This window comes from Larkinella fluvii, from assembly GCF_051857545.1.
In the GTDB taxonomy this organism is placed as follows: Bacteria; Bacteroidota; Bacteroidia; order Cytophagales; family Spirosomataceae; genus Larkinella.
Genome location: NZ_JBPZHB010000002.1, coordinates 507,216 through 528,099, shown reverse-complemented (window position 1 = coordinate 528,099; position 20,884 = coordinate 507,216). Strand labels below are relative to the sequence as shown.

The window sequence follows — 20,884 nt, the reverse complement described above, 5'->3', positions numbered from 1 at the left end:
TATGAGACCTGATTTCAATACGCCACTTCATCAAACGACACCTGACAACCCTCCATCGTCAGCCACGTCTTCGCGCCCTTTCGTAACCTCCGAAGGCATTAAAATAAAACCGCATTACGAAGCCGCCGACCTTGCCGACGCCCAGCACCTGGGTTCCGTCGCCGGGATTCCGCCTTTTCTGCGTGGCCCCTACAGCAGCATGTACCTGACCCAGCCGTGGACCATCCGCCAGTATGCCGGTTTTTCAACCGCCGAAGCGTCCAATGCGTTCTACCGCCGGAATCTGGCGGCCGGGCAAAAAGGGCTTTCCGTTGCCTTCGATCTGGCGACTCACCGGGGCTACGATTCCGACCATCCGCGCGTGGTGGGTGATGTTGGAAAAGCCGGGGTTGCCATCGACACGGTCGAGGACATGAAGACGCTGTTCGACCAGATTCCGCTCGATCAGATGTCGGTATCGATGACCATGAACGGGGCGGTTTTGCCCATTCTGGCGTTTTACATCGTGGCCGCTGAGGAACAGGGCGTCCGGCCGGAGCAATTGTCGGGCACCATTCAGAACGACATTCTGAAGGAGTTCATGGTACGGAACACCTACATCTATCCCCCCGAACCGTCGATGCGGCTGGTCGGCGATATTTTTGCGTATACGAGTCGCTACATGCCCAGGTTCAACTCCATCAGCATCAGCGGCTACCACATGCACGAAGCGGGCGCGCCCGCCCACATCGAGCTGGCCTATACGCTGGCCGATGGCCTGGAATATATCCGAACCGGTTTGAAAGCCGGGATGAGCATCGATGAATTTGCGCCCCGCCTGTCGTTTTTCTGGGGAATCGGCATGAACCATTTTATGGAAATTGCCAAAATGCGGGCGGCCCGGGTGCTTTGGGCGACGCTGGTCCGGCAATTTGAACCGAAAAACCCGAAGTCGCTGGCGTTGCGAACCCACTGCCAGACCAGTGGCTACAGCCTGACGGAACAGGACCCGTTCAACAATGTGGCTAGGACGTGTGTCGAAGCGCTGGCGGCTGTACTGGGGCATACGCAATCGCTGCACACGAATTCGCTGGACGAAGCCATTGCGCTGCCCACCGATTTTTCGGCGCGGATTGCCCGAAATACGCAGCTTTATCTGCAATACGAAACCGACGTGACGTCCGTGGTCGATCCGTGGGGCGGTTCGTATTACGTCGAATCGCTAACCGATCAATTGATTCAGAAAGCCTGGGCGTTGATTCAGGAAGTGGAAACCCTGGGCGGCATGACCAAAGCGATTGAAACCGGCCTGCCCAAACTCCGCATCGAGGAAGCAGCCGCCCGAAAACAGGCCCGCATCGATTCCGGGAAAGATGTCATTGTCGGCGTCAACCAATACCGCCCCGATTCGGAAAAGGAACTGGAATTGCTGGAAGTCGATAACCAAGCCGTTCGGGAAGGGCAGATCCGGCGAATTAATGAGGTGAAAGCCCGGCGGAATCAGGCCAAAGTGGAAGCCGCGCTGGAAGCAATTACCGAAGCCGCTCAAATGCCCCCCGGCCCCCTAAAGGAGGAGTCTACACCCCCTAAAGGGGAATGGGGGGCAGCCAACCTCCTGACCCTCGCCATCGAAGCTGCCCGTCACCGGGCCACGTTAGGAGAAATTTCATACGCTATGGAAAAAGCATTTGGCCGTCACAAGGCCACGATTCGTTCTGTGTCAGGCATCTATTCCGCCGAGGTGTCGGATGATGAAAATTTCCGGCTCGCCCGTCAGCTCACCGACCGGTTTGCCGAGCGGGAAGGCCGCCGTCCACGGATTCTGGTGGCCAAAATGGGGCAGGATGGCCACGACCGGGGGGCCAAGGTCATTGCCACCAGCTTTGCCGACCTGGGCTTCGATGTGGATATGGGGCCGCTGTTTCAGACGCCGGAGGAAGTAGCCCGGCAAGCCGCCGAAAACGACGTTCACCTCGTCGGCGTGTCGAGTCTGGCCGCCGGGCATAAAACGCTGGTGCCCCAACTGATCGAGGAGTTGAAAACCATCGGCCGCGACGACATCATGGTCATTGCCGGGGGCGTCATTCCCGCGCAGGATTACCAGTTTCTGTATGATGCGGGAGTCAAAGGCGTTTTCGGGCCGGGAACGGTTATTTCAATAGCGGCTCAGAAAATATTGAAGGGGCTGATGCCCGAGTTGGGCCAGCCTTAGATCGTAAACCGTTTTTTCGTATTTTTATAAAAATTGATTTTCACTATGATCACAAGCCGCGTTGCTGATTTACTGGAAGCGCCGGATGCCAAACTGGTTATCGAACGGGCACAGGCTATATTGAACGACGAAGCACAACGGCGTAAAGAATTCCGGGAATGGCTGCGCGATGATGTAAAAGCGGAATTTATCAATGGTGTGGTTGTGATGCACTCGCCGGTTAAGCGACAACATTTGAATGCCAGTGAAAACCTCCTGATGCTGTTAAAAGTCTATGTTAACAAACAGGATTTAGGTGAAGTGAATACCGAAAAGGCGCTGGTTGCCTTGTCCCGAAACGATTATGAACCAGATATTTGCTACTGGAACAAAGAAATAGCGGCATCGTTCCACGACGATCAGATGGAACATCCTGCCCCGGATCTCATTGTTGAAATTCTCTCCCGAACCACCACCGGGCGAGACAGAGGCATCAAATTCGAAGACTATGCCGCGCATGGCGTCCGGGAATACTGGATGATCGATCCGGTTCGTCAGTCGCTGGAGCAGTATAAACTGGACGAGGATTTGATGGCTTTTGAAGAAGCTGCGGTTCTTTTTGTGGATGACACCCTCGAAAGTCTGACGATCCCCGGTTTCCGGATTCCGGTGCGAGCCATTTTCGATAAAACCGTCAATATGCACACCTTACAGGAATTGATCAGGAAGTAATGGGTTCTTAATCCCGCACCGGAAAACGGCCCAATTGCCCTTCCAGATCCGAAATAGCGCGCTCCAGCTCATCGTTGTTGGGACTGACCGACAACCAGAATGGTTTGTTGGGATCACTGTACCAATCCGGGGCCGCTTCCTGATCCAGTTTGATCCCGAATGAATACCCACTCAGCCCTTTCGACGAATTGCTGAAGCCCAGGCACGGTTCTACAAACGAAAGCCGGGGCGAAAGCTCCCGTTGAGAAGCCACCGAACGCATCCAGTTGATCAGCAACTCAATTTCCCAGGTCGATAACAGGGGAGCCGTCGTCGTATACTCTTTGTTTCGATACCGGGTTTTTAAGCTGATCAACAGCCAGTTACGATCCATAAAATACTGCGAATCGCTGTATTCATAGTCCAGAATATCCAATTCAAAAGAAGCTTCGGGGCCAGTCAGTTTCATGGGTTAGAAAAATCAGGCGATCTGTTTGAGGCAGACCGAAGTAGGATCAACACAATCTTGCAGCGCAGTTCAGGCACGGGGCAGCCAAGGCAAATCGCAGAACCGAATCAGTAAAACCGGGTCTCAACCGAAAGCCAGTAGCCATTCAAACACAACCAACACGTAGGTATAAACGTAAAGTAAAAATACAAAAGGGATAGAATTATATAGCATTTTCCGTTTAAAAAATTTAACTAGGCGAGAAATAATTCAAAGTCACCTCTTTATCGTCTGATAAACGAAATTAAGTAGGGACTGTACACGAACATTTTTTTTGTGTTATTGGAATAGTCGTTAATTTCACCTGTCCAAACTTCCTGTGAAGATACAGTTCACCACAAGCCATTGACTTTATGTCTACCAAACGAGTACTGATTGCCGAAGACAGCTCCGTTATCCAGAACCTTGCCCGTAAAATTCTTGAATTTCAGAATTACGACATCACCTCCGTCAAAAACGGGGAGCAGGTATTGCAAATTCTGGAAAAGGAAGATTTCAGCATCATCCTGCTGGATATTAACATGCCCGTGATGGATGGCATGGAGTGCGTACGCCGGGTGCGGGCGCTCGCCGACAAAGAAAAAGCCGCAGTTCCCGTGGTAGCCATCACCGGAAACGCGAAAAATTATACGGAGGAAGAATTTAAAACCGCCGGTTTCAACGATGTTCTGGTGAAACCGCTGAACTTCGACCGGCTGGTCGAAGTCGTGAATCAGCTAACGGATAAATAAGGTGTGAAGAGACGGAGGAGTGTCTGTTAAATCACTCCTCCACTTTTCCTTCTTTCAATCCTTATGATTGTTACGCTCCTCGGAACAGGAACATCCTCCGGTGTGCCGCTGATTGGTTGTGCGTGTGACGTATGCCGCTCGATTGACTTCCGGGACAAACGGTTGCGGACCTCCGTTCATCTCGACATTGATGGAAAAAGCTTCGTTGTCGATACCGGCCCGGATTTTCGACAGCAGATGTTGCGCACCGGCATCCAACGACTCGATGCGGTGCTGTTTACGCACGAACACAAAGACCACACCGCCGGGCTGGATGAAGTTCGGGCTTACAACTTTCTGCAGGGGCAGGATGTCCCTGTTTATGCCCACCAGCGCGTCCTGAACCAGCTTCAGACCGAATACGCCTACATCTTCGCCGAAAAAAAATACCCCGGCATTCCACGGCTCCAGTTGAACGAGATCCGGAATGAACCGATTGAAATTGAGGGTGTTCTGTTCACGCCCATCGATGTATTACACCATCGGTTACCGGTTTTTGGTTACCGCATTCATAACTTCACCTACCTGACCGACCTCAATTATATTTCCGACGAAGAGCTGGAAAAGGTGTACGGAACGCGGATTCTGGTGCTGGATGCCCTGCAAATCGAGCCCCATATTTCCCACTTCACGCTCGAACAGGCCCTCGCACTGGTGGAGCGGATTCGGCCGGAACAAACCTATTTTGTCCACATGAGCCACAAAATTGGTCTTCACCGGGAAGTCGAAAAACGATTGCCGCCGTCGATCCGACTGGGTTATGATGGGTTAAAAATTGAACTGTAGGCGATCTCACCCCAACCGATCCACCATTTCGATGCACGCCCGGCCGTTGTGATACGGGCACTTCCACATGCTGATTTTGGTATTTCCGAGTATTTTGTGGTTTTCGTCAATGCCGCTATACCACTCGCCGTTCTTCTTGTCGAGCAGATAGGTTTTGATAAACTCCCAGGTTTTCAGCGACTTATCCAGAAACTGCTGCTCCTTGGTTAGCTGATACGCATTCATAAAACCGACCATGGCTTCGGCCATCACCCACCACGAGCGTTCGCGGTTCACATGGTTTTCTTTGGGATCATACTCGTAGTTCATCCCGCCGTCGGCTTCCAGACCGGTGGCAGCCGCCCGCGCCATTTTCACGGAAAGCGTCTTGATGCGTTTGATCAACGCTTCGTCGTGCAGGGCTTCGGCCGATTCGACCAGCAGCCAGGATGCTTCGATGTCGTGGCCGTAGGAAATGGCGGTTTTCCGGATCTTCCAGTCGTCATCCATGAACAGATTCATCCGGTACGTTTTCGGATCGACAATGTATTTCTCAAAATTGCCGATCAGTCCGTGAATGTGCTGATTCAGCCCTTTGTCCGGCCAGGCGCGGTAGAGGTTGGTGAATGCCTCCAGAATGTGGAGGTGCGTATTCATGGTTTTGCTTTCGTGATTGTCTTTTTTGCTGATCACGTAGTCGTCGGCCATGCCCGACCAGTCGCGGGTCATCGACTCGTAAAAACCGCCCCGTTTGGGATCGTAGGCGTGTTTGATCATCCGTCCGTAAATATCTCTGGCAAAATCCAGGGCGGGCTGGTGTTTGGTGGCCCGGTAATATTCGCTCAATCCGTAGATCGCAAACGCCTGACCGTATTGTTGCTTGAAGGTTTGTAGCGGCTCGCCTTTGTAGTCGACGGCCCAGTACACGCCACCGTGTTCCTTATCCCGAAAATATTTTTCGATGTAGTTGTAGGCGCGTTCGGCGTAGGGAAGGTATTCGTCGTGCTGCATATGCCGGGCGGCAGCGGCAAACGTCCACAGAATGCGGCTGTTGAGCACAATGCCTTTGGCAGCATCGGTTTTTGGCACATTCTGGTAATTGACCTGGCCATAATACCCCGCAACCGGGTCAGGGCCATATTTCTGCCAATAAGCCAGAATGTCTTTTAATTCCTGATTGAGTTCCTGACGGATCACTCGAAGGTCAATCATAACAAGGTTAGGAAAGTATAAAGAAATATCGAATACTGAACATTGAATAACGAATATCGAAATAATGAAGTGAATAATCCTACTTCGCTATTCAATATTCGTTGTTCGATATTCATTATTCGATATTCTTTTCGCTGCCCCCTTAATTTCCGGTACTTTTGTGCCCTATGCACACCAATTACTATTTTCTTCGTCAGCTTGCTCCTGCCCTGAAACCGCATTTAATCGGCCTGAAACTGATGGAATGTTTCAGCCAGGATCGGGACGAACTGGTGCTGGTGTTCGCTCACGCCCGGGGAAAAGTCAATTTTTACCGCCCGTTTTTCATCAAAGCCACCCTCCGACCCGATTTTTCGGGCCTGCTGTTTCCCGAAACCATCCAGCGCGCCCGCATCAACAGCGTCGATCTGTTCGAGAATTTGTATGACCAGCCGGTGATCGACGTCCGCTCATTTCTGAACGAACGCTGTCTGGCGATTACGCTGGAAGGCGGTTTTACGTTGCTGTTCAAATTTTTTGGAAACCGCCCGAATCTGCTGATCTTTTCGGACGATGCGGTGATCGACCTGTTCAACAACAAACTGGCGGCTGACACCCAACTCGTGCTGTCAGCTCTCGACCGGCCGCTCGATCAATCGTGGGAAGCTTACGAACAAAGCGGTTTCGACCACCGGAAGCTGTTTCCGACCTTCGGGAAACTCGTCAATGCGTATCTGGAGGAAAAAGACATCAACGAAAAAGACGAAAGCGGAAAGTGGGACTTGATTCAGGAAACCGTGCGGCAACTGGAACAACCGCGCTTTTACCTCACGATGTTTCAACACAAACCTGCGCTCTCCCTTCTGCTTTACGGCGAACCCATCCGGCAGGAATTTACCGATCCGCTCGAAGCCAGCAACCGGTTTTTCGCCAGCTTTATGGGGCAAAATACGCTGGAACGCGAGAAAGGCGAAGCCCTGCGGTTATTGGAAAAGCGGCTGAAACGCACCAAAGCCTCCATCGACGCCAACCTGCAACGGCTCATTGGACTGGACGAATCGGTTAAGAATGAAGAGGTTGCCAACATCCTGATGGCCAATCTGCACCAGATTCCCGAAAGTCCGGGGGCGCGTTCGCCGGAGGTGGTGGAACTGGAGGATTTTTACCGGAACAAACCGATTAAAATCAAGCTCAAAACCGACCTCAGTCCCCAGAAAAACGCCGAACATTACTATCGAAAAGCAAAAAACGAGAAAATTGAAACCGTTATCCTTCAGGAACAAATCGAAAACCGGGAGTTGGAAGTTCAGCAGCTTCAGCAACAAATCGACCTGATTCAACCCGTGGAATCGCTGCGGGAGTTGCGGAAATACCTGAAAAAGAATCCGATCAAAGAAGAAAAAGCCGCCGACGGGACGGCTCCTTTGTTCAAGCAGGTGATTCACGAAGGTTTTGTGATTTTGATTGGGCGCAATTCGAAAAACAATGATTTGCTGACGCAGCAATACGCCTACAAAGACGATCTGTGGCTGCACGCCCGCGACGTGTCGGGCTCGCACGTCGTGATTAAATACAAAGCCGGGAAGACGTTTCCCAAAACCGTCATCGAACGGGCGGCTGAACTGGCGGCCTGGTATTCCAAACGCCGGACGGATTCGCTCTGCCCGGTTATTTATACACCCAAAAAATTCGTCCGCAAACCCAAAGGGTTGGCGGCCGGTCAGGTGAAAGTCGAAAAAGAAGAAGTAATTCTGGTCGTACCGAAAGATGAAGGACTGCTCAAAACCGTTTAACCCCATGATGTTCCGAAGTATATTGTTTATCATCAGTTTTCTGGCTTCATTTTCCGTTTACGCTCAGATCGAAACCCTCAACCAGAAGGCATCCGGCTACCGGGGCATCTGGTACTTCATCGGCGACACCAAAAACGACTATGTGTACAAGTACAGTGGCGGGTTGGGAACGTATCCGGCCAATCACTATCCATTCTCGGTTTACGCCCCGGCAGTCGGGCGAACGTTTTTCTGCTACGGAGGTGTCACCGACTCCAGTTCCCGCGCGTTGTGCCACATGGTCGGGTTCTTCGATCACAAAACCGGGATGGTGTCGCGCCCCACGCTGGTGCTGAACAAACAAACCGGCGATGCACACGACAATCCGGTGATTCAGTTGGATAGTCAGGGGTATATCTGGCTCTTCTCCACCTCGCACGGCACCGAACGCCCGTCGTTTATTCACCGGAGCCGGAAACCGTATGACATCAGCGCCTTCGACCGCATGGAAGCCACGCGCCGGGATGAAAACGGGCAAACCGTTCCGTTCAACAACTTCTCTTACCTGCAAACGTATTACCAGCCCGGCAGCGGTTTTTTCAACCTGATGACCCATTACGACCGGGGCGTTTTACCCTACGGCGCCAAGAAACCCCGCCGAACGATTTCCTACATCACCAGCCCGGATGGCATTACCTGGTCGGCCTGGCAGGATATTGCGACCATCGAGGAGGGCCATTACCAAAGCAGCGGGCAGCGGGGCAACAAGATTGGCAGTGCGTTTAATTACCACCCCAACACCAAAGTCGGTGCCGGACTCGATTACCGCACCAATGTCTATTACGTCGAAACCGACGATTTCGGCAAAAGCTGGCATACCGCCGACGGAAAACCGGTTCAGTTGCCCCTCAAAGACACCCTCAACACCGCTCTGGTGAAAGACTACCGGAAGTTGGGCCGGAATGTGTACATCAGCGATGTGAACTACGATGCCGCTAACCGGCCGATCATTCTGTATGTCAGCAGCAAAGGCCCGGAACCGGGACCCCAAAACGGCCCGTATGAATGGCAGGTGGCCCACTGGACCGGCAAGCAGTGGGCAATCCACGCCGTGGCGCAATCGGACCACAACTACGACATGGCGTCGCTGGTGGTAGAAGGCAATACGTGGGGCATCATTGGCTCCTTCGAAGCCGGGCCGCAGCCGTTTGGCACGGGCGGTGAACTCTCCATGCTGGAAAGCCGGAATGCCGGAAAATCCTGGAAAACCGTGAAAGCCGTTACGCAGAACAGCGTCCGCAACCATGCCTATCCCCGTCGCCCCGTGGTAGCCCATCCCGGTTTTTACGCCTTCTGGGCCGATGGAAACGCCCGAAAACCGTCTGCTTCTTTTCTCTATTTCTGCAACCGGGAAGGACAGGTGTTTCAATTACCGGCAGAAATGAAAGCGGAGATGGAAAAACCGGTGCTGGTTGGTGGGAATTAATTTCAAATATCAAATGATGAATGCTAAATGTAAAAGTGAATAGCGTCAGGCTACTTTTACATTTAGCATTCATCATTTGATATTTTACATTCCTTTTATTTAGCGATTAAAACCGCTTTCGTCAGCCGACGGTCGCCGGTGGTTAGTGTCAGGTTATAGCGTCCGGCTGGCAGGTCAAGCACCGGCCAAGTAACCGTATGCCGTCCGCTGGTAAAAGGCCGTTCGGATAGGGTAACTACTTCCTGTCCCACCAAATTGGTCAACACCAGCCGCCCCGTAAACGCCCCGGCCACATCGATTTGGGCCGTTAACTGATCGCGGGCGGGATTGGGCAAAACCGTCAGTTGCGTCGCCGGAACCGGGTCGTTCAAAGCCGTAATAACTTCCGTTACTTCGACCTGTTTCAAAATCCAGTTGTTCGGATCAATTTGAATTTCAGTCGGTTGCCCTTTCACGGTAAGCTCGAACGTCTGGTCGGCACTGTTGTTCACGACCGTAATCAGCGTATCGCCCACCGATGTTCTCACCAAAACCGGCACCGGCATCGTGAAAAAAGCCGGGTTGGCCGTGCCGGTGGTTTGTTCCAGCCGCAGGTTGACCCGGTATTGATTGGCTTGACCCGCCAGGGCACCGCTGCTCCATTTCACCCGGTAGGTCGGATAATTTTCGCCGTAAACCCACTGTTTGAAAAAATAGTCGAGCGGTTTTCCGTAGACCTGCGACGCAATGGCGGCAAAATCCTCGGTGGTAGCAGCTTTGTAGGCAAATTCCGAAGCGGCATATTTCTGCAAAATCTCCCGGAATTTTTGATCACCCACGATGCCCCGGAGCATGTGCAAAACGGTTGCGCCCTTGTAATACGTCCGGTTGGAATCAAAGATGTTGTTCACATTGGCCAGATCCTGCACAAACAGCGTCCCGCGTGCCCGTCGGGCCAGCAGCATATACGAGTTCATGTAGGAACGAAGCGCGGGGGTTCCCCCGACGGTTTCCCGGTACAGCACTTCTGCGTAGGACGCAAACCCTTCATTGAGCCAGATGTGTTCCCAGGTTTTGCAGGTGATCTTGTTACCAAACCACTGATGAGCCAGTTCGTGAGCAATCAGATCGGTGTTGAAGGCGCCCATCGAGCTGATGGTCTGATGCTCCATACCTCCACCCCAGCCGAATTGGGCGTGGCCGTATTTCTCTTTGAGAAACGGATACGGCCCAAAGTAATTCGTAAACACCTCCAACATGGCCGTGGTCTGGTCCAACGTTCTTCTCACGTTATCGGTTAGGGCTTCGGGGTAAAGGTAGTGCGTCACTGGCATCGAATCCGTGGGCGATGAGCGAAACGTCTGTTCGTAGAGCGCGTAATTCGACATGGCCACCGAAATCAGGTAGTTGGCAATCGGGTAGCGGTTTCGCCAGCGGTACGTACGCGTGCTGTCGGCATTGTCGATGACCCATTCCAGTCGACCGTTCGAAACCGAAACAAATTGCTTCGGGGCGGTAATCCAGACATCCGACGAATCGGCTTTGTCGGCCGGGGAATCTTTACAGGGAAACCAGTCGCGGGCACCGTAGGGCTCACTCAGACTCCAGATAGCGGGTTGATTTTGAGAACCATGCGTACTAAACGTAAAGCTTCCTAATCCCGTTGCACCCGGTTTTCCCTGGTAATAAACCGTTACAGTTAGCGCCTGACCCTTGCCCAGTGGCTGGGTGGGCGTAATGGAAAGCTGGTTGTTTTCCTGCGAAAATGCGAGGTTTTGGGTTCCGGTTTTCACCGAATCTGCCTTCATTTCATTGGCCAGATCCAGAAAAAACCGGCTGAGGTTATCGCCCGCGCTGGTGAGTCTGATCGTCGCAGCCCCGTGCAGGTAATTGGGCGTATAGGTGATGTTCAGATCAAGTTTGTAATAGGTTACGTCGATGGTCGCATCGCCGGGGTATTGGATGCGCGCCGACCGGCTGGTTTTCGCCAGCGACCCGAAGTAATTCAGGCGCGTATGCTGGCACGTGGCAATGCCATTGTCGGGTAATTGGGCGGATGCGGTGAGGCAAAATAAAAACAGGACCACCGCGTGAACCTGCTTCCGGATCATTATTTCAGCGAAATGTGTCTTCATACTAGTTTTCTTCATCCAGAATATCCCCCGGCAACGCCTTGGGTTCGGCTTTCAGTTGGTCGTATTGCTGTGTCAGTTCGGTCAGTTTGCGCTGTTCCGCTTCGGGCAATTCGAGCTGCCAGCCCATCGTTTCGGCCAACTGGTACATCATAAACTGAATCTGGTTGTTGGCAATCCGGGGCAAATCACTCTCCATCGCGCGGTCGAGCATCGTTTGTTTGGATTCGTCCAGCAGCCGGGTGTAATCCTCGCTCCGGAAGTGATTCAGATATCCCGGATCGATGTCGTAAAATTTGTAGTCGGTATCGATCGACAGCACCTGCGGTTCGGGAAACGATTCGATGATGAGCTTTTTCTCGCCCGACTCCGGCTGCCGAAACCGGATCTTCGCAAAGTCAAATCCAACCAGCACTTTTGCCTTCGCAATGATTAACGCTTTTTTGGGGTCGTTTATGAAATACAGAAACTTTTTATCATCCTGATAACTCAGAATTTCCGTAAAATACCCTTCGGCCATCACCACCTTGAAGACTTTCTCGATCCGGTCCAGCAAAATCGTGGACTCCTTGCGAACGTCGGTGATCGGATTCGCCTTTTTTTTGCGCCACCAGTTGGAGATCGCGACACCGCCAAAACCGCCCAACAGCAGCGTAATGAGAATGAATAACGTATTCGAAGACTCCATAGAAGAGTTGGATAGTTGACGAAAGGTACAGACTTTTGCAGTTCTACCAAACAGGGCCTGCTTTCATTTAAGACGCTAAAAAAGGGAATTGGTTTCTACTCCATGACGAATAAATTATTGATTGTCGTTGCCGGCCCCACCGCCGTCGGAAAAACCAGCCTGTGCGTCCGGTTGGCGAAGGTGTTGCAAACCGACGTCGTCTCGGCGGATTCGCGGCAGTTGTACCAGGAACTCAACATTGGAACCGCCAAACCGACCGCCGGAGAAATGCAGGGCGTCCGTCACCATTTCGTTGACTCCCACAGCATTATGAACCCGGTCAGTGCCGGGCAATATGAGCGGGAAGCCCTGGCGGTGCTGGATGAACTGTTTCAGACAAAGGACGTCGTGATTTTGTCGGGCGGGACGGGGCTGTACATCAACGCGGTCTGCTTTGGCCTCGACGATGTTCCGCAAGCCGATCCGGCCCTGCGTGCGGAACTCATGAACCGGCTCGAAACCGAAGGGCTGGAGCCGTTGCGGCAACAACTTCGGCTGCTGGACCCGACGTATGCCGAAACCGCCGATTTGCAAAATTCACAGCGCGTGATCCGGGCGCTGGAGGTCTGCCTGAGTTCAGGAAAACCGTATTCGTCTTTTCGAAAACAGGAAGTTACGGGTCCGTTGTCGCCCCGCCCGTTTCAAATGGTCTTCATCGCCCTGGATCGTCCGCGGGCGGAACTTTACGACCGCATCGACCGCCGGATGGATGCCATGCTCGCCAGCGGTTTGATCGATGAAGTGCGTGCGCTCCTTCCTTATCGACATTCCACCGCTTTGCAAACCGTTGGTTATAAGGAAGTTTTCGGGTATTTGGATGGAGATTATGATATGACCGAACTGATGCGTTTGCTCAAACGCAACTCCCGGCGCTATGCCAAACGCCAGTTGACGTGGTTCCGAAATCAGGGAAATTACCAGTGGTTTGGGGCGGAGGAAGAAGAAGAAATCTTATTTTTTGCTAATGAAAAATGTAAAATATCGAATGATGAATGATAAAGTAAAAAGCCCAACTGGCCGTCCTTTATAATTTATCATTCAATATTTTACATTTATAATTTCCTTTTGGGCTTATTGCGATTTCCGCTCATTTTCCCGATACGCCAGAATGCCCCCGATCAGGTTGCGGACGTTGGAAAAACCGTTCTGCTCCAGGAACTGCTGCGCGCGGGCACTGCGGGCTCCCGACCGGCAGTGGATAATAATTTCTTCGTCTTGCAGGTCTTCCAGTTCGTCGATCTGGCTGGGAAGACTACCGAGCGGATACAGTCTCCCGCCCAGATTATCTTCATCAAATTCGTATTCTTCGCGAACGTCGATCAGGTTGATTTTTTCGCCTTTGTCTAATCGTTCTTTCAGTTCCTGTACGGTAATGTCCATGTCAATCGTGTTTTGTCATTCATCAGAAAGGCAAAAGTAGGGTTACTTTCTGACAATTAATTTCTGGACCACGGTCTTTTTACCGTCTGACAGCCGAACAAGGTAAAAACCGTCCGCTAACTGACTGACGTTTAGCTGATTTTGCCCAACTGCCGGACGGGCATTGACCAACAGCCGACCGTTCAGATCGAGGATTTCAATCCGCTGAATGGCCGGGTTTTTCCAGATCAAAATACCGGAACTGGGATTCGGAAACACCAGCAGTTGGGTTATGGCTTCCACGTCGTCGTCGATTCCGGTGATGGGAGCATCTTTTCCGGTTCCCATCACGGGCCGGATCATCGGCACCCCGCCCGGATTGTTGGGGTCCCAGGACGATCCCCGACCTTCAAAAACCTGATTGCCGAACGGGCTATTTTTGTCGAAACCGATGGCCACAATATAGTCTTCACTCACCTGTGTCCAGCCGACGTAAAAAGTGTCGGTAACAGCTACGCTATACTCGAACGGAATTTCAACAAAACCGCTGCGGGAATTGGCGTAACTGATGACGGCGGCCTTCTGATACAGTACCCGACCCGGTCTTCCCCGGTCGTCGGCATACAGGCTAAAAACCGCCACCTGCCCGGTGAGGTTCGTTTTCACCGGTGCAAAACACACCTGAAGGGCAGACACCGCATCCGGTTTGTTCAGCAAAAACCGCATGGCCACCCGCCCTTGCCGTTGCGTATTCTGAATCGCGGCTTCGGCGGTACCGTCGTCGTAGGCATAGTAGTTATCCAAAACCGTTACCGACGCGATCGTGTCGTTTCGGCGGAGGTTAACGCCGGGAATCTTATCGGTGGTCTGAACCGCAAACTGGGTTTGCAACCACGCTTTCTCTCCCGTAAAACTGGCGGGTAGCGGTTGTGGTTTCATGGTTTTCGGCTGCGAACTCAGCGATGCAATCCCTTCCGACGGTGACTGGTATTGCTGAAAAACCGTACCGCTTAGCTGGTCTTTGATAACCGTTCGATAGGTCGTAAAGTTGAAGTTATTGAACAGATTGACGATGTCTGTTCGGATCGTATCGGCGGTTTCACCCACGGGGTTCAGCCGGTATTGCTTCATCGGCATGGCCGAATACCGTTTCAGAAACGACGAAACCGGTTGCCGGGTTGCAATGTCTTTGATATACAGATTAGTAGCCGACCGGCCTTTGTCCATATAAATGTAATCGAGGTGCCAGGTGTCGAACGCGCCCGACGTCCGGCCAAATGCCTCGAACCGGAACTGAAAAGCCGAATGAAGAAACCGGGCCTGGTTGACGGCGACGAACGACTGCGTAAAATTATTATTGGCCGTATCCCCTTCCTGTTTCCAGACCGTTTCCCAGGTTCCCGCATTGTTCAGAAACTGAAGCCGCAGCGAATCCTCGGCATCGGGCAACTCGCCCAGCCCTTTGCGCTGCCAGTAAAAACTGAGAAAAATCGCATCCGCAGCCGACGTTCCCGCCAGATCGATTGGGTTAGCTGTCAGCGTATCGGTAGGCCCATTCGCGTCCTGATCCAGAAAATCGTAGGGTGTTCCGTTGGCTTTCAATCCGTCGAAGGTGGCGACATTCAACGAAGGGTGGTTGATGGGCAGCGTGTTGTTGATGTAGACGTTGCTGGGTTGCCACAGTGCCGGGTCAGGCCGGTCGACCGCCGTAGCAAAATCGTCGAAAAAAGGCAGTTTCATCGCCTGAATCCGGGCTCCGGCGGTTGCTGGTTTGGCGGGTGTGAGGGCATTGGGAAAGGATTCGATCGGGACAACCCGAATCTGCGCGGAAGCGGTTGGCAACCAGACACAAACTGCGAAAACCAGACCATAGAGAACCGCCGGGCTACATGCATGACTAACCAACCGTAACCAGCCGGCAACAGCCGATGGATGACAAAAAACCCGCCTGTTGCTTGCTATAGGGTGCTTCATTCTTCCTGCGTATCATCATTTTCGACCGGACCAACCACCCAGAGGTCAATCACATCGCCCACCCGGATGGTCGCACCGGGTCGGGCAGCCGGGTTTTGCCGGACCACCGTGCCGACTTCTTTTTCAGGATCTTCTACAGGAAGAATCGTGCCAACCTGCAAATTAGAACCCCGAATTAACATTTCGGCTTCGTCGCGTGGTTTACCTACAACGTCCGGAATGGCAAACATAGTATTGCCCAGGCCGTCGCCCACCACAATGTCGATTTTTGATCCTTTGGCAATCCGCGTACCCGGCAGGATTTCCTTTCCTTCGTAGAGTTGCTGCAAAACCGTACCCTGCGCCAAATCGGGAACGTACTTCAGTTTTCCCATCTGTAAACCGTTGCTCGACAGAGCATACTGCGCGCTGACATACGTCTGATCCACGAGCTTGGGCATGGGGATCATCGGCGGATTTCCGGTCGTGATGGTGATGTAGATTTTTCGTCCTTCTTTGACTTTAAAACCGGGTTTGGGATATTGCGAAACCACCGTCAGCGGCTCGGCACCGGCCACGTAAGTAGAATCTTCCACTTCGAACCGGAGGTCGTGGTCACTTAAAAAATCCTCCAGTTCCGACGTATTCATCCGGCTCAGATCCGGAACCGTAATCGTCTGACCGTGGTGAGTAGTAAACGGGAGATACAGGAAGAAAAAGCCTAAAAACAGAACGGCCACCAATCCGAGCATAATCCCTATATGGGTAAGCAGGTCGGTTGTCGTACGGGTGCTGATTTTCGTCATGAAATCAAGGTATAAACACTAGGATAAACCACAATATTAGCGGTTTGCCGGGCGGTTATTGATACAGGCCCATCATTTTTTTTATGTATTTCCCCACCACGTCGAACTCCAGATTGACCACATCGCCCACCTTCAGGTCTCGAAAGGTCGTGTGTTCGTAGGTGTAGGGAATGATGGCTACCCGAAACGAATCCGGTTCCGAATTAAAAACGGTCAAACTGACGCCATTGATACAAATCGACCCCTTCTCAACGGTAATATTGTTTTCTTTGGGATCATTAGAATAGGTACGGTATTGAAAATCGAACAGCCAACTTCCATTCTGGTCGGCAATGCCGGTAACGATTCCCGTCTGATCAACGTGGCCCTGAACAATGTGGCCGTCGAACCGACCGTTGGCGGGCATACACCGCTCCAGATTGACCCGATCGCCGGTTTTTACCTGACCCAGATTGGTTTTCTTCAGCGTTTCTTCCACCGCCGTAACCGTATAGGCGTCTCCGCTCACCGACGTCACCGTCAGGCAGACACCGTTGTGGCTCAGACTCTGGTCAACTTTCAATTCGGGGGCAATTCGGGATTGCAGATGGAAAGTGAGGTTGGTACCCTCGGCGGTGATGTCGGTCACCTCGCCGGTCGCTTCAATGATTCCGGTAAACATAATACGCTTAATCTTGGATAATGCACTCAATACGGCTAACAGGATGTGGAGGAGAAGAATTCCTTTTCACATACCGGTATCAAAATCGGCGGGGTCGTCATATTCATTGGAGATCACCAGCAGAAAAGCACCAGTTGTCAGGTCTCCAATCTGATGCCAGTCTTCCGGCTCCAGGAGCAGGCATTTCCGGGGATCATCCAGCACAAAACCGGTTGACTGCGAGCCGCTCTGCGTCTGAATCCGGCAACTCCCGTTCAGGCACAGAATGGCGTGCCAGGCCTGGTGATACCGCCGACCAATCCGCAGCGTGTCTTCGGTTTCGTAGATATAAAAAACGCGTTTGATCGATCCCGGCATAATTTTTTCAATCACCGTCAGATTTCCGGAATCGGATTCAAACGTATCCAAAAATAAAAGTTGAGCCATACTTTACCTTTACTCGCGTCAATTTGGCGGTAAACTACTGAGAAATTCGGCAAAATTTTAACAAAACAAGCCTTTTGACCAAAACCGCAAAACCATTCGCCCTACACCCTATTTTCCGGTCAGTACGACTGGATACCACACAAAAGCGATCCACGCCGACGGTTTATCCCGTAAAACGAATGCAATTTTCCTGCAAAAACCCGTCATGAATCTGTAATTTCACGGCTCAAAACCATCCTGTTATGCTTCGGAATCGTTTTTTTCTGGTGGGTCTGTTCCTGATTGTGCTGGCGATCATTTACTATTCTTTTTTCGACGCCGGGAATACCGACACGCCATCGGTGACCAACCCGGAATCCTATCGTCTGGAAGTGCTCCAGAAGCGAAAAGACAAAGAAGAATTCTTTCGAACGAGCAGCGAGTCACCATTTACCGACAAAACCAAATTCAAAAGTCTGGTCTATTTCAACCCCGATCCGGCCTACCGCGTTGCGGCCCGGCTGGAGCCTTTTGCCGATAAAAAGAAACTGGTGGTTCCGCTGACCGATGGCAGTGAGGAAGTCTACGAAAAATACGCCCATGCGGTTTTTACGATCAACGACGAGTTGTGCCGTCTGCTGGTGCTCAAACACGACAACACGCTGTCGGTTCTCTTCAAAGACCAAACGAGTGGGAAAGAAACCTACGGCGGTGGTCGCTACCTGGATTTTAGTCCCGACGATGTGAAGGAAAACCGCCTGGTGATCGATTTTAATGAAGCCTATAATCCGTATTGCGCCTACAACCACGAGTATGCCTGTCCACTGCCCCCAGCCGAAAATAGCCTTCCGGTAGCGGTTCGGGCGGGGGAGAAATATGTTGAAATGAAATGATGGATGATGAACGATGAATGGGTTGTTATGAAGCAATTCAACGTTCATCATCCATCATTCATCATTTAATCAGGCCAATCCGCTGAATCAAGGTTCAAGACTCGTTATCTTTGTCATTCATTTTTAGTTGCTGTATGAAGATTTCCTATAAATGGCTCAATCAACTGATTAGCCTGAGTGAAAGCCCGGAAAACGTTGGTAAAATCCTGACTGATACGGGCTTAGAAGTTGAAAGTGTCGAGAAAATAGAGTCTGTTCCGGGCGGTTTGGAAGGGGTCGTGATCGGTGAAGTGCTGACCTGCGAAAAACACCCCGAAGCCGATAAACTGAGCCTGACGACGGTTGATGCCGGTCAGGGAGCGCCATTGCACATCGTCTGCGGGGCGCCCAACGTGCGGGCCGGGCAGAAAGTGGTCGTAGCACTCGTGGGAGCCACCCTGTACCCGGTCAGCGGAGAGCCGTTTACGATCAAAAAAGCGAAGATTCGGGGTGCCGCTTCCGAAGGCATGATTTGCGCAGAAGATGAAATCGGGCTGGGCATCTCCCACGCCGGGGTGATGGTGCTGGATACGGACCTGCCAAATGGAACGCCCGCTGTCCGTTATTTTGGACTGGAAGCCGACTACCAGATTGAAATTGGGTTGACGCCCAACCGCGCCGACGCAGCCTCGCACCTCGGTGTGGCCCGCGACCTGAAAGCCGTGTTGCAGCGGCCGGTTCAGTGGCCTTCGGTCGATGCGTTCAAAATTGACAATCAGAATCTGCCGATTTCTGTTTCGGTCGAAAGCCCGGAAGGCGCTCCCCGCTACGCCGGGTTGACCATCGACGGGTTGACCGTTGGCGAGTCGCCCGACTGGCTGAAACAGCGGCTACGGGCCATTGGACTGAACCCGATCAATAACATTGTCGATGTAACGAATTACGTCTGTCATGAGCTGGGCCAGCCGCTGCACGCCTTTGACGCCGACCAGATTACGGGCAATCAGGTGATTGTTAAAACCGTGGCCGAAGGCACGCCGTTTGTGACCCTCGACGGGATTGAACGGAAGCTGTCGGCCAACGACCTGATGATCTGCAACGCCAGCGAACCGATGTGTATTGCCGGTGTCTTTGGCGGTCAGCAATCGGGCGTGAAAGCGCAAACAACCCGGATTTTTCTGGAATCGGCCTATTTCAGTCCGGCCTGGATTCGGAAAACCTCTCAGTACCACGGCCTGAAAACCGATGCGTCGTTCCGCTTCGAACGCGGCACCGACCCGAACATGCCGGTTTTTGCGCTCAAACGGGCCGCCCTGCTGATTCAGGAAGTGGCCAGCGGAACCATCAGTTCGGAAATCATCGACCTCTATCCTACCCCGGTTTCGGACCGCACGGTTGCGATCCGGTATAAGAACGTGGACCGGCTCATCGGGATTCCAATCGACCGGGCCGAAATCAAGCGGATTCTGGAAAGTCTGGATATTCAGATCAGTGACCAGACCGACCTGGGCTTCACGGCGCTGGTGCCGCCCTACCGCGTCGATGTGGAGCGGGAAGTCGATGTGATCGAAGAAATTCTGCGGATTTACGGACTCGGCAATGTCCCGCTTTCGGACCACCTCTCCTCGGATTTCCTGTCGGAGTTTCCCGAAACTGATCCCGATCAGTTGCAGGAACGCGCCAGCCAGCTTCTGGCGGCCAACGGTTTTTACGAAACCCTGAGCAACTCGCTGACCCGCCCGGCCTACCACGAAGCCATTCGGGCGAGTTTGCCAAATGCGGATGTGCAGTTGTTGAACCCGTTGAGTGAAGAACTCTCGGTGATGCGTCAGACCTTGCTGTTTTCCGGTTTGGAAACGTTGGTATACAACATCAACCGGCGACAGAAAGACCTGAAAATTTTCGAGTTTGGCAAGACGTACAGCCGTGACGGCGAGCGTTTTTTGGAACGCCCCCGCCTGGGAATCTGGATGGCCGGGCGTCTGCAACCGGAAAGCTGGCTCACCGGAAACCAACATTCCGGCGAAACGGCTTTAAACTATCACGACCTTGCGGGTGTTGTACAAAAAGTTTTAACTTCGTTTCGGGTTAAAGCAACTGATAACCAACCTGCTGACCCGGCTATCTTCCAGTATGGCTTGACCTTGCTGGTTAACAAAAAACCGCTGGTCTCGTTGGGTCTGGTAAAGGCCGGTTTAACAAGACGGGTTGAACTGAAAAACACCCCGGTTTTCTACGCGGACTTCGACTGGCAATACCTGTTGAAGTTATACAACGCCAAAGTGGTTTTCGAAGAAGTGTCGCGGTTCCCGGAAGTTCGGCGCGATTTGTCGCTGGTGCTGGATACCGGCATCACCTACGCGCAAATCAGTCGGCTGGCGTACCAAACCGAACGGAAGCTGCTTCGGGACCTAAACGTGTTCGATGTGTACGAGGGTGAAAACCTGGAGCGCGGCAAAAAATCGTATTCGGTCAGTTTTATCCTGCAGGATGCCGGGCAAACGCTGAACGATGCGGTCATCGACAAAACGATGAACCGGCTGATGTCGGCTTTCGAGCGGGAACTGGGGGCCGTGATCAGAAAATAAGATTCGATGGGTGATTCCTTTCTGAATCA

Annotated in this window: 18 protein-coding genes; 9 read left to right on the top strand and 9 right to left on the bottom strand. The window is 52.3% G+C overall.

The window, feature by feature from the left end:
- Position 1 precedes the first annotated feature (1 nt).
- Together scpA and ACS5NO_RS06235 are read left to right on the top strand one after the other, a co-directional pair.
- Positions 2 to 2,191, top strand: coding sequence for a methylmalonyl-CoA mutase (gene scpA / locus ACS5NO_RS06240; protein ID WP_439414326.1), 2,190 nt, complete (start codon positions 2 to 4; stop codon positions 2,189 to 2,191).
- Between the two features lie 45 nt (positions 2,192 to 2,236).
- A complete protein-coding gene (locus ACS5NO_RS06235) occupies positions 2,237 to 2,902 on the top strand; it encodes a Uma2 family endonuclease (RefSeq protein WP_439414325.1) in 666 nt (221 codons plus the stop codon).
- A gap of 7 nt (positions 2,903 to 2,909) precedes the next feature.
- On the opposite strand, the gene ACS5NO_RS06230 is transcribed toward ACS5NO_RS06235, so the two are convergent.
- Complete coding sequence (locus ACS5NO_RS06230) at positions 2,910 to 3,350, bottom strand: WapI family immunity protein (protein ID WP_138989424.1); 441 nt, start codon at positions 3,348 to 3,350, stop codon at positions 2,910 to 2,912.
- A gap of 392 nt (positions 3,351 to 3,742) precedes the next feature.
- Between ACS5NO_RS06230 and ACS5NO_RS06225 the strand changes: the two genes are divergently transcribed.
- Both ACS5NO_RS06225 and ACS5NO_RS06220 read left to right on the top strand, forming a co-directional pair.
- Positions 3,743 to 4,120 (top strand): response regulator, encoded by a 378-nt coding sequence (locus ACS5NO_RS06225; protein WP_124906585.1) that lies wholly within the window; start codon positions 3,743 to 3,745, stop codon positions 4,118 to 4,120.
- Between the two features lie 63 nt (positions 4,121 to 4,183).
- Positions 4,184 to 4,945 (top strand): MBL fold metallo-hydrolase, encoded by a 762-nt coding sequence (locus ACS5NO_RS06220; RefSeq protein WP_439414324.1) that lies wholly within the window; start codon positions 4,184 to 4,186, stop codon positions 4,943 to 4,945.
- Between the two features lie 6 nt (positions 4,946 to 4,951).
- Here the strand turns inward: ACS5NO_RS06220 and ACS5NO_RS06215 are convergent, their stop codons facing one another.
- Complete coding sequence (locus ACS5NO_RS06215; RefSeq protein ID WP_439414323.1) at positions 4,952 to 6,136, bottom strand: AGE family epimerase/isomerase; 1,185 nt, start codon at positions 6,134 to 6,136, stop codon at positions 4,952 to 4,954.
- 167 nt (positions 6,137 to 6,303) lie between these two features.
- Between ACS5NO_RS06215 and ACS5NO_RS06210 the strand changes: the two genes are divergently transcribed.
- Positions 6,304 to 7,908, top strand: a complete 1,605-nt coding sequence (locus ACS5NO_RS06210) for an NFACT RNA binding domain-containing protein (protein ID WP_439414322.1) — start codon at positions 6,304 to 6,306, stop codon at positions 7,906 to 7,908.
- Positions 7,909 to 7,915: 7 nt separating this feature from the next.
- Complete coding sequence (locus ACS5NO_RS06205; protein WP_439414321.1) at positions 7,916 to 9,373, top strand: BNR-4 repeat-containing protein; 1,458 nt, start codon at positions 7,916 to 7,918, stop codon at positions 9,371 to 9,373.
- A gap of 95 nt (positions 9,374 to 9,468) precedes the next feature.
- On the opposite strand, the gene ACS5NO_RS06200 is transcribed toward ACS5NO_RS06205, so the two are convergent.
- Together ACS5NO_RS06200 and ACS5NO_RS06195 are read right to left on the bottom strand one after the other, a co-directional pair.
- Positions 9,469 to 11,487, bottom strand: a complete 2,019-nt coding sequence (locus ACS5NO_RS06200; RefSeq protein WP_439414320.1) for a M1 family metallopeptidase — start codon at positions 11,485 to 11,487, stop codon at positions 9,469 to 9,471.
- Between the two features lies 1 nt (position 11,488).
- Positions 11,489 to 12,172, bottom strand: coding sequence for a DUF4230 domain-containing protein (locus ACS5NO_RS06195; protein ID WP_150881387.1), 684 nt, complete (start codon positions 12,170 to 12,172; stop codon positions 11,489 to 11,491).
- A gap of 102 nt (positions 12,173 to 12,274) precedes the next feature.
- Between ACS5NO_RS06195 and miaA the strand changes: the two genes are divergently transcribed.
- The gene (gene miaA / locus ACS5NO_RS06190) at positions 12,275 to 13,207 is read left to right on the top strand and encodes a tRNA (adenosine(37)-N6)-dimethylallyltransferase MiaA (RefSeq protein ID WP_439414319.1); all 933 of its coding nucleotides are present in this window, start codon (positions 12,275 to 12,277) and stop codon (positions 13,205 to 13,207) included.
- 75 nt (positions 13,208 to 13,282) lie between these two features.
- Here miaA and ACS5NO_RS06185 read toward each other — a convergent pair whose 3' ends face one another.
- From ACS5NO_RS06185 to ACS5NO_RS06165, 5 genes are all read right to left on the bottom strand, one after another.
- Positions 13,283 to 13,591, bottom strand: coding sequence for a rhodanese-like domain-containing protein (locus ACS5NO_RS06185; RefSeq protein WP_439414318.1), 309 nt, complete (start codon positions 13,589 to 13,591; stop codon positions 13,283 to 13,285).
- A 42-nt stretch (positions 13,592 to 13,633) separates the two neighbouring features.
- A complete protein-coding gene (locus ACS5NO_RS06180) occupies positions 13,634 to 15,412 on the bottom strand; it encodes a T9SS type A sorting domain-containing protein (protein WP_439414317.1) in 1,779 nt (592 codons plus the stop codon).
- Between the two features lie 128 nt (positions 15,413 to 15,540).
- Positions 15,541 to 16,329, bottom strand: a complete 789-nt coding sequence (locus ACS5NO_RS06175; RefSeq protein WP_439414316.1) for a PASTA domain-containing protein — start codon at positions 16,327 to 16,329, stop codon at positions 15,541 to 15,543.
- Positions 16,330 to 16,384: 55 nt separating this feature from the next.
- Entirely contained in the window at positions 16,385 to 16,990 is a 606-nt protein-coding gene (locus tag ACS5NO_RS06170) for a riboflavin synthase (protein ID WP_439414315.1), read from the bottom strand.
- 66 nt (positions 16,991 to 17,056) lie between these two features.
- Positions 17,057 to 17,416, bottom strand: coding sequence for a sugar 3,4-ketoisomerase (locus tag ACS5NO_RS06165; RefSeq protein WP_439414314.1), 360 nt, complete (start codon positions 17,414 to 17,416; stop codon positions 17,057 to 17,059).
- 242 nt (positions 17,417 to 17,658) lie between these two features.
- On the opposite strand from ACS5NO_RS06165, the gene ACS5NO_RS06160 reads away from it, so the two are divergent.
- Complete coding sequence (locus ACS5NO_RS06160) at positions 17,659 to 18,288, top strand: DUF1684 domain-containing protein (RefSeq protein ID WP_439414313.1); 630 nt, start codon at positions 17,659 to 17,661, stop codon at positions 18,286 to 18,288.
- Positions 18,289 to 18,422: 134 nt separating this feature from the next.
- The gene (gene pheT, locus ACS5NO_RS06155; protein WP_439414312.1) at positions 18,423 to 20,855 is read left to right on the top strand and encodes a phenylalanine--tRNA ligase subunit beta; all 2,433 of its coding nucleotides are present in this window, start codon (positions 18,423 to 18,425) and stop codon (positions 20,853 to 20,855) included.
- Positions 20,856 to 20,884: the final 29 nt, after the last annotated feature.

Bases quoted from the DNA above. Each gene is read 5' to 3' on its own strand.
- miaA (WP_439414319.1), top strand. From the start codon at position 12,275: ATGACGAATAAATTATTGATTGTCGTTGCCGGCCCCACCGCCGTCGGA.
- ACS5NO_RS06200 (WP_439414320.1), bottom strand. From the start codon at position 11,487: ATGAAGACACATTTCGCTGAAATAATGATCCGGAAGCAGGTTCACGCG.
- ACS5NO_RS06220 (WP_439414324.1), top strand. From the start codon at position 4,184: ATGATTGTTACGCTCCTCGGAACAGGAACATCCTCCGGTGTGCCGCTG.
- ACS5NO_RS06195 (WP_150881387.1), bottom strand. From the start codon at position 12,172: ATGGAGTCTTCGAATACGTTATTCATTCTCATTACGCTGCTGTTGGGC.
- scpA (WP_439414326.1), top strand. From the start codon at position 2: ATGAGACCTGATTTCAATACGCCACTTCATCAAACGACACCTGACAAC.
- ACS5NO_RS06165 (WP_439414314.1), bottom strand. From the start codon at position 17,416: ATGGCTCAACTTTTATTTTTGGATACGTTTGAATCCGATTCCGGAAAT.
- ACS5NO_RS06205 (WP_439414321.1), top strand. From the start codon at position 7,916: ATGTTCCGAAGTATATTGTTTATCATCAGTTTTCTGGCTTCATTTTCC.
- ACS5NO_RS06160 (WP_439414313.1), top strand. From the start codon at position 17,659: ATGCTTCGGAATCGTTTTTTTCTGGTGGGTCTGTTCCTGATTGTGCTG.
- ACS5NO_RS06170 (WP_439414315.1), bottom strand. From the start codon at position 16,990: ATGTTTACCGGAATCATTGAAGCGACCGGCGAGGTGACCGACATCACC.
- ACS5NO_RS06225 (WP_124906585.1), top strand. From the start codon at position 3,743: ATGTCTACCAAACGAGTACTGATTGCCGAAGACAGCTCCGTTATCCAG.
- ACS5NO_RS06215 (WP_439414323.1), bottom strand. From the start codon at position 6,136: ATGATTGACCTTCGAGTGATCCGTCAGGAACTCAATCAGGAATTAAAA.
- ACS5NO_RS06210 (WP_439414322.1), top strand. From the start codon at position 6,304: ATGCACACCAATTACTATTTTCTTCGTCAGCTTGCTCCTGCCCTGAAA.
- pheT (WP_439414312.1), top strand. From the start codon at position 18,423: ATGAAGATTTCCTATAAATGGCTCAATCAACTGATTAGCCTGAGTGAA.
- ACS5NO_RS06175 (WP_439414316.1), bottom strand. From the start codon at position 16,329: ATGACGAAAATCAGCACCCGTACGACAACCGACCTGCTTACCCATATA.
- ACS5NO_RS06235 (WP_439414325.1), top strand. From the start codon at position 2,237: ATGATCACAAGCCGCGTTGCTGATTTACTGGAAGCGCCGGATGCCAAA.
- ACS5NO_RS06185 (WP_439414318.1), bottom strand. From the start codon at position 13,591: ATGGACATTACCGTACAGGAACTGAAAGAACGATTAGACAAAGGCGAA.
- ACS5NO_RS06230 (WP_138989424.1), bottom strand. From the start codon at position 3,350: ATGAAACTGACTGGCCCCGAAGCTTCTTTTGAATTGGATATTCTGGAC.